The following is a 15,819-nucleotide window of genomic DNA, read 5'->3' as shown; positions in this document are numbered from 1 at the left end:
CCTAAAGGTCTTTATGGGGTGTCGTGTTCTGTTGGAGGAGTTGAAGCAGTTCGTCGGAGTGGGTAACTCGTGGTAAGAGCGGGTCTACTTCAGATTGAGTGTAGCGTGTGGGCTCAGGCATGACGAGTCGGGTAAGTTCGTGGGAGTAACGCCCTCGGCAAGATACGGTATCCCAGTTGATACCAATGATTTCATCGGGCCATCGGCTCATCAGGGTTCCTCGGAGATAAGCACGGGTGTCTGATGGTGGGGTGTGGGCGGCGTCTTCAATGTCTTGAGGTGTGAAGAGGGTGCACATCCGACCACGCGCTACGAGGCGGTGGTAAAGACCCCGTGTAGGATCTATATCTGCATAGTGTATGTCAAGGGCTTTGAGCTTTGCATCGGTATAGGGAACACCTTTGGCCACATAGCTGCTGACGAGCGCATATTTAGCGACCCAGTCGAGACGATCTGCAAGTGCGAGAGGATTTGTTTCTAGAGCATCGAGTGTTTCTTCCCAGAGGGCGAGTATTTGTTGGGTGTCGTTATCGACTCCGGTGGGGTTCTCTTGTTCGTGGATTTTGCAGGCGTTGAGGTATGCGCGTTGAATTTCTAGAGCTGTGGCGAATTTGGTGGTGCTGTCAGAATCTTCTGTGAGCGGGAGCTGAGCACTGAGTGATAGGTCGTGGCTGGTGGTGTGTAACGCTGTTACTGGGTCGGCGAGGTGTAGGTTTGGGGTGCGTCCGGATTCTATGAGGTTTAGTACTAGAGTGGCTGTGCCGAATTTAAGGAGGTTTGAATAGTGGGAAAGGTTGGCGTCTGCAGGGATGACGTGCAGGCGACGGTAGCGTTCGGAGTTGGCGTGGGGTTCATCGCGGGTGTTAACGATGGGCCGTCGAATAGTTGTTTCGAGTCCGATAGGGCGTTCAAAGAAGTCGGCTCGGGAGCTGATTTGGAATCCTGGAATTTCGCCGTTAACGCCTATGCCTACTCGGCCTGCTCCGGTATAGATGATGCGTGTTGCAAAGAAGGTTAGGAGCGTGCTGGCAACGTCTTCGAAAGGGATATCGCGGCTGATGAGGTAGTTTTCGTGTGCACCGTAGGATTGTCCCTTGGAATCGGTGTTGTTTTTGTAGAGCTTGATGGCGGGTAGGTTGTCGTTGCTGTGCTGCGCTACTTCTGTGATGGAATCGTAGGCTATTTTGTCACCTGTAGCGTCGTAGAGCACTGCTTGGAGCGGAGTGAGTACTTCGGGGGATGAGTATTCGGGGTGGGCGTGGTCGACGTAGAGTCGGGCGCCGTTGGCGAGCATGGCGTTCATGGTGACTCGGTCCCAGTCGAGGCGTTCCGGATAGCCTCCTCGTCCGTGAATAAGTTCTTGGGAACCGTCAATTCCTGCTTCCCGTAGGGCTTCAAGCGCTATGTCTTCGCTTGTGAGTTCTCGACGGGTGTGTGTGAGTTGTGAGGAGTGTGCCTCTTGTTCTTTGACGGTGTGTCCGAAGACGTCAGTGAGCGGAGACTCAGATTCTGTAGACCAGCGCGTGCGCTGTGCTTCTTGCGCGTTATTCTCGATGGTCCGGCGTAGAGATTCTGTGCGCTTCGCTTCCAGTTTTTCGTACGTATTGACCACGATAGCGGAGAGTATCGTGGGGTTTGTGTCAGGGGCATCCGGGGATATGACACCGTATTCGGTTTCTGCTCCCATGATGCGGTGAATACCGTAGACGGGCTGGAACATGAGGTTACTTTCTTGGAACGATTAAGGTGTAGTGGCGGTATGTGGCGGCGTGATGGAAAGAATCCTGCCTCGTATTCCGCGTACGGTGAGTGCATCTTCAACATCAGGTAGGGGCGGCAGCTCAACTTGATCTTCAAATTCTGCGCGTACCGCTTCGAGAAGGTGTCGTGTGGTAATACCTTCTGGTTGGGGTTCATGGGCAATACCGGTGGGAGGTGAGCTTGTGTAGCTGAGGTGTTCCTTGATGGCGTACTTTTTAGCGCGATCCACAATGTTGCGGATAACGGCGCCAGAGACAAAGTCACCGCGATATAGGGTCTCTTCGTGCAGGCGGGGATTATCTGCCGTGTTAATACCCTGGTCCAAAGTTGCTGCTACATAGGCGTTAGCGGAAGTACGAGCGTAAAGCTGCGCGACGGCGGCAGAGATCATGGCTGCTAGCGTCGCATCTGCTGAACCGTGCTTGGCTACTTCGTGGGGATCTAGAGGCAGATCGTCCGTGAGATATAGCCCGAAAATCTCGGTAGCGTCAGAGGCATCTGGGCGGTTAATACGGATTTTCAGGTCAAGACGGCCTGGGCGCATAACTGCGGCGTCAATGAGATCTTCACGGTTTGTGGCACCGATAACGATAACATTCTGTAAGGATTCAACGCCATCGATTTCAGCAAGAAGCTGCGGAACGATGGTGGTTTCTATATCTGAAGAACGCCCCGTGCCGCGGGTACGGAATAGTGACTCCATTTCGTCGAAGAACACAACGACTGGGTGACCAGCTTGGGCTTTTTCCCGTGCTGCCACGAAAATATCACGGATCTGCCGTTCGGTCTCCCCCACAAATTTATCGAGCAGCTCGGGGCCTTTGATATTAAGGAAATAACCGCGAGTATTTGTACCTGGGTTTAACGCGGCAGCGCGCGCCGCTAGTGAGTTCGCCACAGCTTTGGCGATCATGGTCTTACCGTTTCCGGGTGGTCCGTAGAGCAATATACCTTTGGGTGGCGCCAAATGGTAACGCTCGAAAATTTCTGGGTGCAGGTAAGGCAGCTCAACGGCATCGCGGATCTGCTCAATTTGCGCTCCGAGGCCACCAATATCTTCGTAAGAAATATCCGGAATTTCTTCGAGGACGAGTTCTTGAGAGCGGCTTGCCGGAACTATCCCGGTAACCATCCGGATGCGGCTATCTAGGGTAACTGCATCACCTGTGCGCAGGGAATCGACATCAAGCTCCCCAGAGACACGGGCAACTTGCTGAGCACCAGACGCAGTATCGATGAGTACTTTCTGGGGACTCAGAACCTCACGAATCGTCACAACGTCCCCATAGGATTCATATCCAAGGGATAGAACAGCTTCAGACTGTTCATTGAGGAGCACCGTCATACCCGGTGCCAAGTTTTTACGGTCCAAAAGCGGGGAGAGCGGAATACGCATAAAACGTCCTCCGATTTGGACATCAAGGTAGTCCTCGGTTTCAGCGGGACTCTTATCGTCAGCAGCCTGCGCGTAGGTCATACGCTGTCCCGTACTGACTGCGAGAATAATTCCCGAGTTCAGCGGGGGCATGATCTCTTGTGCTAGTGAAGCCCGTAGCCGCTCAATCTCATATTTGAAGTGAGTAAGTGCCTCAACCAATTTACGATTTTTCTCAGAAGCGGCTCGTAACTGTCGGTTCATATTAGTGCGGGTAGACTCAGCGGCGCTTACACGCCTCAGTAAAGCCTCATACTCTTGGGGGCTTACCGCGCGCGAGGAAGGTATTGGCACCTGACTCTGCGTTGCAGAATAATGCGGCGCGGGGCTTGGCTGACGAGCCGACGACTTGGGATCTGAAGACGATTCCCGAGACGGATTTATATGTTCAGGCGTCAAATCCTTTTCCTCTCATCAGCAAACTTGTCATGGACGGTGTTTTTGCCCACCGCTGCGGGCCAGGAATACTGGTCAAGCCTACTCGGGTTTATCTAAACCATTGGGCATAGAAGTTTCTTCCTGAGATTCAGCTACAGCCACCCGATGGGCATGCACTGCATGCTCCGCAAGATTTTTAGCGTCCCGTAGAGCACGGCGCACCTTCTTATCAGTAACCTCTCGCTCCCCCACATTCATCGGAATCCAGGCATTCATATCATCATCGGTGAAGTCGTTTTTAGAAGCCCGACGCTTCGGAGAAAGACGAACTGCACCATCTGCAAGGCGCCGGGCTACGATCAGAAAAGCTGTATGCGCAACCATCCGGTGATCTGGACGAACCGCTAACCCCTCAACATGCCAGCCACGTACCATAGTTTCATCGCACTCAGGCTCTGTAAAACGACCATCCGCACGCAGCCCTTCCACCAGACGAGACATTTGGGTTACCGTTGCCACATAACAAATTAACACCCCGCCCGGTGCAAGAGCCTGCGCAACAGCATCCAAACATTCCCAAGGCGCAAGCATATCAAGTACCACACGATCGACACTGCCGGGCTGCTCAACTTCGGGAAGTCTCTCTTGGAGATCACCAATGCTCAGCTTCCACGCTGGATGCGTTCCCCCGAACATAGTCTCAATATTTGCACGCGCGACCTCAGCGAATTCTTCGCGACGTTCAAAAGAATGCACACAGCCATCATCGCCTACAGCTCGCAACAAAGCGATAGAAAGAGCACCGGAACCAACACCGGCTTCGACAACACGAGCCCCCGGAAAAATATCGGCCTTCACGATAATCTGAGCGGCATCTTTGGGGTATACCACGGCAGCACCACGCGGCATAGACAACACAAAATCTTTGTACAGAGGGCGCAGCGCCTGATAAAGAAAACCGTGAGTGTTCTCAATAACAGTTCCTTCAGGCGCACCGATGAGTTCATCGTGTTTGAGGAACCCTCGATGTGAATGATACTCCCCGCCTTGCTGCAGGGTGATGGTGGTGATGCGACCACGCTCGTCGGTTAGTTGCACGCGCTCGCCGGGGCGGAATGAACCACGGCGGTTAATGGCACCGGTGGGAGTGGTCATATGCTGTGTGTCTCCTTGTCACGTAGTTTATTTCTATTCTACCGGTTCTATGGATAAACAAAGGTTCCCATATCAAGACTTAAAGCTTAGTACGGGAACCAGTCGTTCATAGTAGAACCTGTTTTAGAGCACAACTCCTAGGCGTGCTGAGAGCGTATCTCGAATAAGTTCTCCGCCGCCACAAGGCTCAGCGTTACCATCGCGCACCTGCTCAAGAGCCGAAATAGCCCAAGCGTCAAGTGCCATGAGCGCACCTGATGTTTTCAGATCGTCCGCCAGATACTCCCGTACCTTCTCTAGCGCCTGTTCAGCCGCAGATGAATCAGTACCGTTAGCGCTTTCAACCGCCTGACGGTAAAGATCTAGGCGAGCCTGAGCCTTCTTAAGATCCTCATCAGTCCAGAACCAATCTTCACGGTAGTGGTGATCCATAATAGTGAGTCGGATCGTATTGGGGTCAACACCCGCTGCACGAAGTTTAGAAACCAGCACAAGGTTACCGCGGGATTTACTCATCTTATGACCATCAAGTCCCACCATCCCAGTGTGCGCATAGTGCAAAGCATGTGGGCGGTTCGAGACGGCCCATGAATGTCCAGCGCCCAAATCATGGTGCGGGAATTTTAGATCGGAACCACCTGCTTGAACCGTCAGCGGACCATCTATAAATTTACGAGCAATCATCGTGCATTCAATATGCCAGCCGGGACGTCCCTCCCCTAGAGAGCCTGCATCCCACGAAGGCTCACCTTCACGCTTAATACGCCACAAAAGCGGGTCTAACGGGTCACGCTTGCCCGAACGCTCAGGGTCTCCCCCACGTTCAGAGAAAATATCGAGCATCTCATCGCGGCTCATGTGGCTGACTTCGCCAGGAGTCCAGGAATATCCGTCCTCATTCTGTGGAAGCGCCTGTACCGCCTTTAGATCAAGATAGATATCACCGTCGGGGTGCTGCACACCCTTTTCATCGACATACCCCGCCACACGATACGCCAGGGAACGTTCAACAAGATCCTCAATCACCGGGAAAAGCCATTGAATGGATTCAACGACGCCCACATAATGCTCAGGCGGAAGCACATGAAGCGCCTCCATATCGGTCCTGAAAAGTTCAGTCTGCTCTTCGGCAAGTTCTTGCCAATCAACGCCAGTAGCAGTGGCACGCTCTAATAGTGGGTCGTCCACATCAGTCACATTTTGTACATAAGTGACATTTACCCCGGCATCACGCCAGGCACGATTGAGCACATCAAAAGCAACATAGGTTGAAGCATGGCCCATATGCGTTGCATCGTACGGGGTTATCCCGCAGACATATAACCCTGCGTGTTGGGGCTCTTGAAGCTGAACCACGGTGCCCGTCGAAGTATCAAAGATCTGCGGTAGTGGCGCCGACCCCGGCAGAGACGGAACTGTGGGCGTATCCCAAGCTCGCATAGGGCTTCCTTTCAACGACCAAAAATCTACCTACAAGCATACCCGCCCAGCTCGACCTAGCGGACGGGTATGACATGGTGAACGCTCAAAGCGTATTACGACGTAATAAAGCCTGTACCCAGGCCTACGAAAATTAGCGTGCCCAGAATAATGCGGTACCACACGAAAATACTGTATGACCGAGTCGATACATACTTGAGGAACCAACCGATGATCAAATAACCAACGACAAAAGCAATCACGGTTGCGATGAGCGTGGAGAGCAAACCGTAATACTCTAGGTGTTCTTGACCGATAACCACTTTACTGGCCTTATAAAGCCCAGACATATACACAGCAGGCATCGCCAGCAGGAATGAGTAGCGGGCTGCAGCCTCACGAGTGTATCCCATGAACAAGCCAGCCATAATGGTGCCGCCCGAGCGAGAAACACCTGGGATAAGAGCTAAGGATTGTGCCAAACCATAGACTAGACCATGATTCATATTGAGGTCTTTAAGCTCTCGTTGTTCCTTACCGAAACGATCGGCCACCGCAAGGAAGACAGCAAAAACGATCAGAAGCGCCCCGACAATCCACAAAGACCTGAACGAGGTGTCGATGTAGTCTTCCAAGAGGAAACCCAGAACACCAATGGGGATTGAACCAATAATAATGAGCCATCCCATACGTGCATCAGGGTCATCTCGCTTGACTTTACCGGTGAGCGAACCGAACCAGGCACGAATAATACGCACAATATCACGCCAGAAAAAGACTAGGACCGCCGTCTCAGTCCCCAACTGGGTAATAGCGGTAAAAGCGGCACCAGGATCAACATTTTCGGGCAACAGTTGACCGACAATGCGCAAATGGGCAGACGACGAGATCGGAAGGAACTCGGTAAGGCCCTGTACGAAACCTAGAATAATTGCTTGAATATACTCCACGATAATCAAGAATACCGTACCTGATAACGCATGTCTGGGTTTGTGAACCGTCGTCCTCACGCGTTCCCTAATAAACAGCAGGGTTCTAGCAGCACATGTACCGCTAGAACCCCGTGTTTACAGGCAGGATTTACCTTTATATGGATGATGAATGTGCTTCATCACGCAACGCACGGTTCACAGCTGAAACCATAGCCTTCAGCGCTGCACGAGTGGTCGAGTCATCCACCCCGATGCCCCAAAGCACACGCGCATCAATAGCAACCTCAATATAGCAGGCAGCGTTTGCGGTTGAACTGGAGGACATGGTGTGTTCGGAATAATCGAGCACACGCAGATCTACGCCTTCGTCACGAAGAATACTCTGAAGCGCATCCACGGGACCAGTTCCTGTACCGGTACGGGTAAAGAGATGACCGTCAATATTCAGCCCTACGCGAAGGGATGTCGAGCCCGTGTCAGCAGACTCAATATTGATCGACTCAATACGATACTTACCCCAACGAGGCTGATCATCAGGAGCAGGCAAGTATTCATCCGTGAAAATATTCCACAGATTTTGTGAGGTCATCTCGCCGCCGTCGGCATCAGTGCGAGCCTGCACAATCTGTGAGAACTCAACCTGGGCACGCTTGGGTAAATCCAGACCGTAATCCTTCTTCAGCAGATATGCAACACCGCCCTTACCAGACTGCGAATTCACGCGGATAATGGCTTCATAGGTGCGTCCCAAATCTCGTGGATCGATAGGAAGGTACGGAACTTCCCAGAAAACCTCGTCCACAGTCTTACCCTGCTCGGCCGCACTAGTTTCAAGAGCTTCAAAACCCTTCTTGATAGCGTCTTGATGCGAGCCAGAGAAAGCGGTAAACACCAGATCGCCGCCATAGGGGGAACGCTCATGAACCGGCATCTGGTTACAATATTCAACGGTTTTGCGGATTTCATCAATATTAGAGAAATCAATCTGAGGATCGATCCCCTGGGTATAGAGATTCAAGCCCAGAGTAACCAGATCGACGTTACCGGTGCGCTCCCCATTGCCGAAAAGACACCCCTCAATGCGGTCAGCACCCGCCAAATATCCTAATTCGGCGGCGGCAACACCCGTACCACGGTCGTTATGGGGGTGTAGGGACAAAACGATGTGGTCACGGTGATTGAGATGACGGTTCATCCATTCCACAGAGTCTGCGTAAACATTAGGCGTTGCCATCTCAACGGTAGCAGGCAGGTTTACGATGAGCTCGCGACCATTGACGCCGACCTCAAGCTCATCTGCAACGGCATTACATACGCGCGCCGCATACTCAAGCTCGGTCCCCGTAAAAGATTCCGGCGAGTACTCATACAGAACCTTGGTATCCGTAATCATTTGCTCTTCGTATTTCTTACACAGGCGTGCACCCTGCAGAGCAATATCCAAGATACCGTCTTCATCTTGACGGAATACTACGCGGCGCTGCAGCACAGAAGTTGAATTATAAAAATGAACAATGGCTTGAGGAGCGCCTTCGATGGCTTCAAAGGTACGAGCAATCAGATGCTCTCGCGCCTGTACCAAAACCTGAATGGTGACATCTTCCGGAATATGTCCGTCTTCTACCAGAGTGCGCACAAAATCAAAATCAGTTTGTGACGCTGAGGGAAAACCAACCTCAATTTCTTTGTACCCCATACGAACGAGTAAATCGAACATCGCCAGTTTGCGTTTTGTGTCCATGGGATCAACCAATGCTTGGTTGCCGTCACGCAAATCAACTGCACACCAACGTGGCGCTTGAGTAGCTACATGTGAAGGCCAAGTACGATCCGGCAGATCAACTTTAATCTGCTCGTGAAAAGGACGATACTTATGTACTGGCATGGACGAAGGCTGCTGGAAGTTTTGCATACTAAATTCCTTGAGAATCGTGCCTTGAAATTAGGCTCATAAACGGGTGTGATAAATCGCGAAAATGCGCCGCACAAAATACCCGGAACGGGTGTGGAAATAACTAAGCCCCGTTCCGGCGAATAAGGAGAAGCAGATGCGAAACTGCACAGTCGCCGAGAGTCTTCATATCTCAACGCTACCACGAGACAGAAGAGGAGCTATTTCCCAACACTCCTCTCGTCCATCATATGGAATAGAAATTTTCCAAGACGTACCTGCTGAAGCAGAAGCGGGAGGTGCCGCCTAAGGTTTAAAACCTTAGGCGGCACCTCCCGTAAAGTAGGCGTCAAAGCCTTACTACATTAGTAAGCAAATGCATGCTGGCAGGTGGCCTGATCAGCAGTCTGACCGGCAGCTCCACCCGCGATCTGCGAATCTTGTTTCTCCATCGCATCGCCACTGGGGAAATCGGTGCCGATGGTAAGCGTTACGCCGGTAACCTGAGCGTTCGGCTCTACCCGCGTGATATTCATCTTTGCAGCAATTTCGCGCGCCTCAGCTTCGTAACCCTCGCCATAAGAAATTGTGGTGGTAGAAACAGATTCGGCAGTACTTGCCGGGGTTACACTTGTGTATCCAAGATTACCGATGATACGAGCAAGGGCTGCAGCACGACCGTCAATGCCCGTAGCGTTATACACGGTGATAGGTATCGACTTATCAAGCTGTGCAGGTGCACTATCGCCTTGCTTCGCTTCTTCAACCTTCAACGACTTATCATCACGAAGGCGCTGGAACACCGACTGTGCCTCAGAGGTAAGCTGCAGGCGGTTGGGATCTTGGTTCCACGGCTCGGTTGGGATAGTTGCAAAAACCACCTCAGACAGGTCGATGCCGCCAATAGTCGCACCAATACCGGCAATCTCGTTGGGATTGCCCAGATCATCATCAACCGTGACGTTCTGGGTGATAGCCTCCGCAATATTCAAAAGTTTATTTGGATTATCGAGTGTTCCCTCTGCCTTGACCTTACGAAGCAGAGCTGACAAGAATCCCTGTTGAGCTTGAATACGACCAATATCAGAGCCATCACCAAAGCCGTGGCGTGAACGCAGGAATGCAAGCGCCTGCTCTCCCTCGACCTTCGAGTTGCCAGCGGGTAGATTCAATCCGCTGTACTCGTCATTGACGGGGTTATCTACACAAACTTCAACGCCGCCTACTACGCGAGAGAGTTCTTTAACAGCATTGAAATCTACCAGCATGAAGTGGTCAATGTGTACGCCCGTGAGTTTGCTGATAGTAGCTGCCGTACATCCGGGACCGCCGCGTGCCAATGATTCGTTGATTTGTATATCGTCCTCAGCTTCATAGGCTTTATTGGTCTTAGGGTCGGTGCATTTTGGGATCGAAACCACCAAGTCACGAGGAAAGGACAGCACATTTACGTTCTTACGATCTGCGCTGATCTGCAGGAGCATCATCACATCGGAACGAGCTTCTGAGTTGCGGTCATCATCGTTCCCGTAGGCGCCATTATTACCTTTACGGGTATCCGATCCGATAATCAGAATGTCGAGTGCACCATTCTCAACTGCACCCGTAAAGTCACTAATATTTAGCGGCTCAGTATGCAAGTTTGCGCGCAGACGTAGCAGAATAGCTCCGCCGAAGCCCATGAGGACAACCAACATGCAGACGCTCAAGAGCGCAATCCACTTGTTACGCGCCGACTTCATGATGCCGTGGCGCATATGGCGACCACTACTCTTCATAGAAGGTGCCTGAGGCATACCAACTCTCTTTCTATGTATCAGGACCGCTTAAAAACCTAAACGATTCAGCGCTCGGGGATCAGATTGCCACTCTTTAGCTACCTTGACATGAATATTGAGGTATGCACGAGTGCCTAGCATAGCCTCAATCTGCTCACGCGCTTGTGTACCAATCTTCCGAAGATGAGAACCACCCTTGCCGATAATAATGTACTTTTGCGATTCGCGTTCCACAAACAGGTTAACATGTACATCCAGCAAGGGGTTATCTTTTGAACGGCCTTCTCGAAAGTTCATTTCCTCAACAGTGACGGCAATAGAATGAGGCAGTTCTTCACGCGCGCCTTCTAAAGCGGCCTCACGCACAAATTCTGCGATCATGGTAGCTTCAGGTTCGTCTGTAAGTTCACCCTCAGGATAGAGCGGAGGTGAAACCGGCATGTAACTTGCCAAAACGTCAGCAACGGCATCGACTTGAAAGTGCTGTACCGCTGAAACCGGGATAATATCAGCCCAACCACCCTGACCATCATGGACTGTGGGCTCATAATTTTTGCCAGTTCGTCGTTGAGCTGCGGGACCTGAACCTTTGGCAAAAGGTATATTTTTATTGTCTTTTTTGCTACGCGATACACGATTCTCACGATACACAGCTCGGCGGGCTCGATCAGCGCGTTCTGCGCTCATTACCTCTTCACCAAGAGCCTGCACCGCTATAAGCTGTTCGGAGAGCTGGTCGCTACCGACAGTATCAGACTTTGTGACTATTGCCACGACAGGTTTATTACTTGAAGCCACCAACTGAGAAGCAATATAACGGTCACCGGGACCAATTTTCTCGTTTGCTGGGATGCAAAACCCCAGGACATCCACTTGAGAAAGAGTGCCCGCAACAAGATCATTAAGTCGCTCCCCCAAAAGGGTACGAGGGCGGTGAATACCTGGAGTATCAACAAGGATCAGCTGATAATCGTCTCGATGCACAATACCGCGAATCGTGTGGCGTGTTGTTTGGGGGCGACTTGATGTAATCGCCACCTTCTGCCCTACCAAAGCATTCGTAAGGGTCGATTTTCCAGCGTTGGGACGCCCTACTAAAGATACAAACCCTGCACGATAATGCTCAGGGAAAGCATGCTGAGCAGAGCCGCCACGTTCGATATCCATGATTCCTCGTTTCTGATGAAATGCTAAGCGTATAAAAATTAGTTAAATGTTTGCTAAGAAGAAGATGAATCTAGCGGCGTATTGAAACCTGCGCCTTGCGGTGAGTTTGATTCTTCGCCTAAGTGAGGCTGCGGTTCTTGACGGTACACTCGCAACATATCGACTTGATGGCGCCGCCCGCTGCTACCAATGGCACGAATGGTAATACCCTCAACCGTGACTTCAGACCCCACGATAGGTACTTTTCCTAGGTGCTTCGCTAACAAACCGCCTACGGTATCTACATCTTCATCGTCAAGGTCAATCCCAAAAATTTCTCCAAGATCTTCAACGCTTAGACGCGCCGACACTTTGAAGCTTCCATCTTCCTGAAGGGAATACTCAGGTTTCTCGTTGTCATATTCGTCCGAAATATCGCCAACGAGCTCTTCGATAAGATCCTCAAGCGTGACCATACCGGCGGTACCGCCATACTCATCAACCACGACGGCAACGTGCGTTGATTCCCGTTGCATTTGTCGCAAAAGATCCATAACTTTCTTCGATTCAGGCTCAAAACGTGCCTCACGCATAAGAGAGATAATGCTAGGATCTGGCGCATCACCGCGGCTATGGGCAAGATGAGCCTGCATGCAGTCCTTGAGATATAGGATGCCAAGCACATCGTCGTTTGATTCCCCAATCACCGGCATACGCGAATATCCCGAACGCAGAAAAAGGCTAAGCGCGTTCTCGATACTCTCATTAGCCTCAACAGTCAACATATCTGTGCGCGGCACCATAATAGAGCGGATGCGCGTATCATCAAGCTCGAAAACCGACTGAACAATCTGTGCCTCATCATCTTCAATAGTCTCAGCATCAGAGGCACGATCCAGGAACTCGCGAAGCTCATCTTCGGCAAAAACACCGGCAGGACCATCTAAAACACGCTGTGGTGCTGCCTTATGTACAAGTGCATCAAGAAAAGACGACAACCACCCGAGAGTAATCGCGGTGAAATGTACAGGAGCAGCAAGACCTTTTAACATCACGACCGCGCGGTTACGGCCTAAAGCCCGGGCCAACACCGTAAGCAGCGGATATCCCACTAACGCGACACATGCCAGAGTAATAAGCCCAGCCAGCCAGTGATGCTCGACTATGTTAAGGATAGCGACCATAAAGGCAAGAGTAGCCACCCCGGTCGTAAGAACCCGCGCCAACCGCAAGGGATGCGTATACCGCTCGTCATTTCCGGTACTTGCTTCGGTCAAAACCCGTGCAAAAACACTATGTGGGTGTTCTTGTGCGACTTCCTCTGCCTCAGTGCGTGGTAAATAGACAAAGGCGGTTTCCGCAACAGTGATTGTAAACGCTAAAACCGTTGCGATTAGAGCAAGGATAAAGAGTAATAGCCCAGCCATAAATACCCCTAATGTCGGGTCTCGACGGGGGCAGCGCGTCCCAAGAAGCCTTCAAGTAAAGAGCGTTGAAGCCCAAACATTTCAGCTTCTTCCTGTGCAGTCCCATGATCATACCCCAAACAATGGAGAATCCCATGCGTTGTCAGCAGACATAGCTCATCAAGCGTGGAATGCCCGGCGTCAGCACCCTGACGAGCCGCAACCGGCGGGCAGAGCACAATATCGCCCAGCATACCCTGGGCAAGCTCATCTTCAGTGCCGGGAACAAGCTCATCCATTGGAAAGCTCATGACATCGGTTGCCCCAGGTAAGTCCATCCATTCCAGATGAATCTTCTCCATCTGCTTCTCCCCAACAACGGCGATAGAGAGATAAGTATCTTTGCTTATGAAAAGCTTCGCGAAGATGTAATCCACCAGCTTGCTGAGAACTTCGGTATCTACTGACGCAAAAGCATCATGAACAAGCTGAGCCGTGACGTTACCAGGCTTCTCATTAATAATGTCCTCAACATGAAAATCAAGTACAGCCACTAGCGTTGTCCACCCTTCTGCTGTGACTGGTTCTCCCCAGACTCACCACCGTTAATTCCGGCTCGATCCAAAAGTTTCTCAGCCGCAGCTTCAATCGTGGCGCGCTTAACTTTACGATTACGTTTACGTTCCATAGCCTTTTGATCTTCGCCCCACTGATCGTACGCGGAGACAATGTTAGACACTAGACTATGGCGCACAACATCAGATGAATCCAGGGTGCTAAAAACAATGTCATCAACCCCGGTCAAAATATTACGCACCTGTTTAAGCCCCGAAGCTTGACCACCCGGCAAATCAACCTGTGTAATATCGCCGGTGATTACCATCTTGGAGCCAAAACCTAAACGAGTCAGGAACATCTTCATCTGTTCAGCCGTCGTGTTCTGTGCTTCATCAAGGATGACGAAAGCGTCATTCAATGTACGCCCGCGCATATATGCGAGGGGTGCAACCTCAATTGTTCCTGCCTCCATAAGCTTAGGGATAGCCGCCGGTTCAAGCATGTCGTGTAGAGCATCATAGAGAGGACGCAAATAAGGGTCAATCTTATCGTTGAGAGTTCCCGGTAAAAAGCCTAGACGCTCGCCTGCTTCTACTGCGGGGCGAGTTAAGACAATTCGGTTAACCTCGCGGCTTTGTAGGGCTTGCACTGCTTTTGCCATAGCCAAATATGTTTTACCGGTACCAGCGGGACCAATGCCGAAGACAACAGTATTTGCGTCAATAGCATCCACATATTTTTTCTGGTTTACCGTCTTCGGGCGAATCGTCGTACCGCGTGTTGAAAGAATACTCGCTGAGAGCGTATGCGCCGGATTTGAAAGTTCATCACCGAGCATACCCATCAGACGATGGATAACTTGTACTGTAATCTGTGTACCGTGACTAGCGAATACACGGAGTTCATTGAGAAGCTTCGCAACCGTGGTAACAGATACGGACGGACCGGAAATAAGAAGATCAAGATCCTTGGGACGAATTGAAATATTGTCGAAATAGTCCTCAACAATAGTGAGATGCGCGTCTTGAGGGCCAAGAACCGCTATCATCTCTGCGGCGCTTTTGAAAGATACGGTACGTGCCGTTGAGAGGGGTCGTGAGGTAGTCGTCAAAAGTAAGCTCCTTGGCTTGTTGGTTCTTAAATAAGTGTAACGTTACTTACCAGCGTCCCAACACTATGTTGATAGTGCACAGTGCTGCGGCACCAGCAGTGGAGGCTCGCAGAATTTCAGTTCCTAACAGTGCCTTGTACGCACCCGCCCGCGTGAAAAGTTCGATTTCCCGTTCGGTGATGCCTCCTTCAGGTCCTACAAGAATATAAATTCTGGTGGGATTATCAGGGCTGTACCCAATCTTTCGCAGATATTCGCTTAAGGGTTCAGTGGCCTGTTCATGCAGAATATAGACATACGCTCCCTGATCCGTGAGCTCGCGTATGTGTTCTGCGAGTTCCTGCGAAGAATACAGCTCTTCCACGGTAGGAATGAGCGCTCGACGCGATTGCTTAGCGGCGGCAGAGACAGTATTTTGCCACTTTTGGTGAGCTTTAGTAGCGCGTTCCCCTTTCCACCGCACGATAGAGCGATCGGCACTCCACGGGATAACGCTCCGAATTCCAAGTTCGGTGCCGGTCTCAATTGCCAATATGTCTCGGTTATCTTTGGCGAGTGCCTGCACAAGGGAAACTGAGAGGCTGTTATCATCCTTATCTAGGTTTTGGACTGTAACTTCAAGTCCTTTAGAGGAAATCGCTGAAACAATACCATGGATACGATGCCCTTGGCCGTCTGCAAGGTCAAGGTTCTCCCCTATAGCTAAGCGTTTCACCTTGGCGTGATGCGCTTCCGGACCAGTTAGAGTAAATGTACTCCCTGCCGTGCAGCTGGCTAGCTCTTTGGCGGTAATGTAGAAAATGGGGGCGCTCATAAGATCCTTGATAAAGCTGTATCCGAAGTGTTTCA

At 51.1% G+C, this 15,819-nt stretch carries 12 protein-coding genes; all 12 read right to left on the bottom strand.

What is annotated here, in order from left to right; all coding sequences use genetic code 11:
- Position 1 precedes the first annotated feature (1 nt).
- The gene (gene dop / locus HMPREF2609_RS03535; protein WP_070535069.1) at positions 2-1,720 is read right to left on the bottom strand and encodes a depupylase/deamidase Dop; all 1,719 of its coding nucleotides are present in this window, start codon (positions 1,718-1,720) and stop codon (positions 2-4) included.
- A 21-nt stretch (positions 1,721-1,741) separates the two neighbouring features.
- On the bottom strand, positions 1,742-3,400 hold the full coding sequence (arc, locus tag HMPREF2609_RS03530; RefSeq protein WP_139044871.1) for a proteasome ATPase: 1,659 nt from the start codon (positions 3,398-3,400) through the stop codon (positions 1,742-1,744).
- Positions 3,401-3,673: 273 nt separating this feature from the next.
- Complete coding sequence (locus HMPREF2609_RS03525; RefSeq protein WP_004004687.1) at positions 3,674-4,729, bottom strand: tRNA (adenine-N1)-methyltransferase; 1,056 nt, start codon at positions 4,727-4,729, stop codon at positions 3,674-3,676.
- 123 nt (positions 4,730-4,852) lie between these two features.
- Entirely contained in the window at positions 4,853-6,169 is a 1,317-nt protein-coding gene (gene mshC, locus HMPREF2609_RS03520; protein ID WP_004004688.1) for a cysteine--1-D-myo-inosityl 2-amino-2-deoxy-alpha-D-glucopyranoside ligase, read from the bottom strand.
- A gap of 95 nt (positions 6,170-6,264) precedes the next feature.
- A complete protein-coding gene (locus HMPREF2609_RS03515) occupies positions 6,265-7,098 on the bottom strand; it encodes an undecaprenyl-diphosphate phosphatase (RefSeq protein ID WP_172884759.1) in 834 nt (277 codons plus the stop codon).
- A gap of 136 nt (positions 7,099-7,234) precedes the next feature.
- On the bottom strand, positions 7,235-8,992 hold the full coding sequence (gene leuA, locus HMPREF2609_RS03510; protein WP_013399088.1) for a 2-isopropylmalate synthase: 1,758 nt from the start codon (positions 8,990-8,992) through the stop codon (positions 7,235-7,237).
- Between the two features lie 344 nt (positions 8,993-9,336).
- The gene (locus HMPREF2609_RS03505) at positions 9,337-10,767 is read right to left on the bottom strand and encodes an LCP family protein (RefSeq protein ID WP_037230916.1); all 1,431 of its coding nucleotides are present in this window, start codon (positions 10,765-10,767) and stop codon (positions 9,337-9,339) included.
- A gap of 30 nt (positions 10,768-10,797) precedes the next feature.
- Entirely contained in the window at positions 10,798-11,916 is a 1,119-nt protein-coding gene (locus HMPREF2609_RS03500; RefSeq protein WP_048754041.1) for a GTPase Era, read from the bottom strand.
- Positions 11,917-11,969: 53 nt separating this feature from the next.
- Positions 11,970-13,322 carry a hemolysin family protein gene (locus HMPREF2609_RS03495; protein WP_048754040.1) on the bottom strand — a complete coding sequence of 451 codons (1,353 nt, stop codon included), beginning with the start codon at positions 13,320-13,322 and terminating at the stop codon, positions 11,970-11,972.
- A gap of 8 nt (positions 13,323-13,330) precedes the next feature.
- Positions 13,331-13,855: an rRNA maturation RNase YbeY gene (gene ybeY / locus HMPREF2609_RS03490; RefSeq protein ID WP_053089319.1), complete on the bottom strand. Its 525-nt coding sequence runs from the start codon at positions 13,853-13,855 to the stop codon at positions 13,331-13,333.
- Entirely contained in the window at positions 13,855-14,970 is a 1,116-nt protein-coding gene (locus tag HMPREF2609_RS03485) for a PhoH family protein (protein ID WP_048754039.1), read from the bottom strand. Before HMPREF2609_RS03485 ends, ybeY begins: the two co-directional genes overlap by 1 nt.
- 46 nt (positions 14,971-15,016) lie before the next feature.
- The gene (locus HMPREF2609_RS03480; protein ID WP_070535067.1) at positions 15,017-15,784 is read right to left on the bottom strand and encodes a 16S rRNA (uracil(1498)-N(3))-methyltransferase; all 768 of its coding nucleotides are present in this window, start codon (positions 15,782-15,784) and stop codon (positions 15,017-15,019) included.
- Positions 15,785-15,819 lie beyond the last annotated feature (35 nt).

The sequence above is a fragment of the Rothia sp. HMSC058E10 genome (assembly GCF_001809415.1).
Taxonomy (GTDB): Bacteria; Actinomycetota; Actinomycetes; order Actinomycetales; family Micrococcaceae; genus Rothia; species Rothia dentocariosa.
The sequence above is the reverse complement of the archived record's forward strand: the minus strand, read 5'-3'. Positions and strand labels throughout refer to the sequence as shown.